Origin of the sequence: Parvibaculum sp. (assembly GCF_049672805.1) — a bacterium.
Lineage (GTDB): Bacteria > Pseudomonadota > Alphaproteobacteria > Parvibaculales > Parvibaculaceae > Parvibaculum.
This window is the reverse complement of the sequence record NZ_JBATWS010000096.1, coordinates 1-2,174: the sequence shown is the minus strand read 5'-3', so window position 1 is coordinate 2,174 and position 2,174 is coordinate 1. Positions and strand designations below refer to the sequence as shown.

Below are 2,174 nucleotides of genomic sequence, written 5' to 3'. Positions count from 1 at the left end.
CGGCTATTCTGCCCCATGTGGCGTTTCCAGTTGCTGGAAACCGCGCTAAATTATTGGTCTGTTTCAGTAACTTGCAGGCTTACCGGAGGTAAATGCGGCAATGATCGGCGTTATGGATCTCAATGAGCGTTCGCGCGAGATCCTGCGCCGCGTGGTCGAGACCTATCTCGAAACCGGCGAGCCGGTTGGCTCGCGCGTTCTCTCGCGGCAGCTTCCCCTTGGCCTTTCCGCTGCCTCGATCCGTAATGTCATGTCGGATCTCGAGGCGCTGGGCCTTATTTTCTCGCCCCATACCAGCGCCGGGCGTATGCCGACAGAGGCGGGACTCCGCCTTTTTGTCGATGGCCTGCTCGAAATCGGCGATATCTCTGATGAAGAGCGCCATTCGATCGAGCGACAGGTGGCCGGCTCCCATAAAAGCGTGGATGATGTGCTGGACGAGGCCACGAAGCTTCTTTCCGGCCTCAGCCATGCGGCAGGTTTCGTTGTGGCGCCTACCTATGATGCGGCGCTGAAACACATCGAATTCGTGCCCATCGACGCAAACCGCGCCCTTGTCGTGATCGTGACGGAGGGCAGCGCGGTCGAAAACCGGGTGATCGATATTCCCAAAGGGCTCACCCCTTCCGCACTTGCCGAAGCGACGAATTATGTAAATGCGCAGTTGCGCGGCCGGACGCTGGAAGAGGCGAAAGCCCATATTGCGCGCGAACTCGAAACGCAGAAGGCCGAACTCAACGAGTTGACCGCCAAGGTGATCGAGGCAGGGCTTGCCACCTGGTCCGGCTCGAACTCAAGCTCGGACCCGCTCGCCAAATCGCTCATCGTGCGCGGCCGGGCGCGGCTTCTCGAAGATGTTCACGCGATGGAGGATCTCGAGCGCATCCGCCTTCTTTTCGATGATCTGGAGAACAAGCGCGATCTCGTCCAGCTTCTCGGTCTTGCAGAAGAAGCCGATGGTGTCCGCATCTTTATCGGGTCGGAAAACAAGCTTTTCTCGCTCTCCGGCTCATCGCTGATCGTGAGCCCCTATACGGATGCACAGCAGCGCGTGGTGGGTGTGCTCGGCGTGATCGGCCCGACCCGCCTCAACTATGCGCGCGTGATCCCCATGGTGGATTACACGGCAAAGCTGGTGGGCAGGCTCATCAACTAGTTTCAGCAACATGCCCGAATGGGCGCGCGCCCTGCCCGGTTGACATATCGGGCTGCGGCGCGCACATGGACCCTGCCGACAGAATGATCGATGACGCGGCAGGCGCGCGAAGAGAACCGGAAAGGCAAAATGACCGACGAGAACAAGACACCTGAAACCGAAACACCGGAAAACGGTGCCGAGGCGACGCCGGAAAACGCGGAATCGACAGCCCGGACGCTGAACGAGGAACCCGCCGCACAGGGCGAGGCCGCAGAAGCGCCTGCGGTGGATGTCGCCGCGCTTCAGGCCGAAAATGCCGATCTGCGCGACCGGCTGCTTCGCGCTGCCGCCGAGATAGAAAATACCCGCAAGCGCGCCGAGCGCGACAAGCAGGATGCATCGCGCTATGCGACGGCGAGCTTTGCGCGGGACATGCTCGAAGTGGCCGACAATCTTCGTCGCGCGCTGGCCGCTCTCAAGGAAGAAGAGCGGGAAGCGGCGAGCGAAAGCCTGAAAGGCATGGTCGAGGGTGTCGAAGTGACGGAGCGCCAGCTTCTCACCATTTTCGAGCGCCACGGCATCCGCGAAATTTCGCCTAAGCCCGGCGACCGCTTCGACCCCAATCTGCATGAAGCCATGTTCGAAGTGCCGGGTACGGAACATCCGGCGGGCAGCGTCGTGCATGTCATTCAGGCCGGCTACACCATCGCCGATCGCCTGCTTCGCGCCGCCCGCGTGGGCGTCGCCAAGGATGATGGCGGCACCCAGAGCGGTGGCAAGGTCGATACGACGGTTTAAGCTCTCTCCGTCATTGCGAGGGGCGCAGGGACGAAACTCCCCTGCCCTTCAGGTCTGGATATTCACCAGCACCACGCCTGTCTTTTCGACATACTCATCCCAGAGCGTGAGTATTTCGGCGAGGCGCGCGGGCAAAGCGGCGGCGAGGTCTTCCGTTTCGCCGGGATCTGTTGCGACATCATAGAGCTGCCATTCGCCCGTGCCCTCGGGAGCCGGTATCCAGATCGCTTTCCAGTCG

2 protein-coding genes and 1 pseudogene are annotated in these 2,174 nt (G+C 61.2%); 2 read left to right on the top strand and 1 reads right to left on the bottom strand.

The window, feature by feature from the left end:
- The first annotated feature begins 100 nt into the window (after positions 1-100).
- Positions 101-1,156, top strand: a complete 1,056-nt coding sequence (hrcA, locus tag WBF74_RS03025) for a heat-inducible transcriptional repressor HrcA (protein ID WP_424434971.1) — start codon at positions 101-103, stop codon at positions 1,154-1,156.
- Positions 1,157-1,285: 129 nt separating this feature from the next.
- Entirely contained in the window at positions 1,286-1,936 is a 651-nt protein-coding gene (grpE, locus tag WBF74_RS03020) for a nucleotide exchange factor GrpE (RefSeq protein ID WP_424434968.1), read from the top strand.
- Between the two features lie 48 nt (positions 1,937-1,984).
- Here grpE and WBF74_RS03015 read toward each other — a convergent pair.
- Positions 1,985-2,174 (bottom strand): annotated as a pseudogene (locus WBF74_RS03015) (hypothetical protein); the annotation flags it as partial.

Bases quoted from the DNA above. Each gene is read 5' to 3' on its own strand.
- hrcA (WP_424434971.1), top strand. From the start codon at position 101: ATGATCGGCGTTATGGATCTCAATGAGCGTTCGCGCGAGATCCTGCGC.
- grpE (WP_424434968.1), top strand. From the start codon at position 1,286: ATGACCGACGAGAACAAGACACCTGAAACCGAAACACCGGAAAACGGT.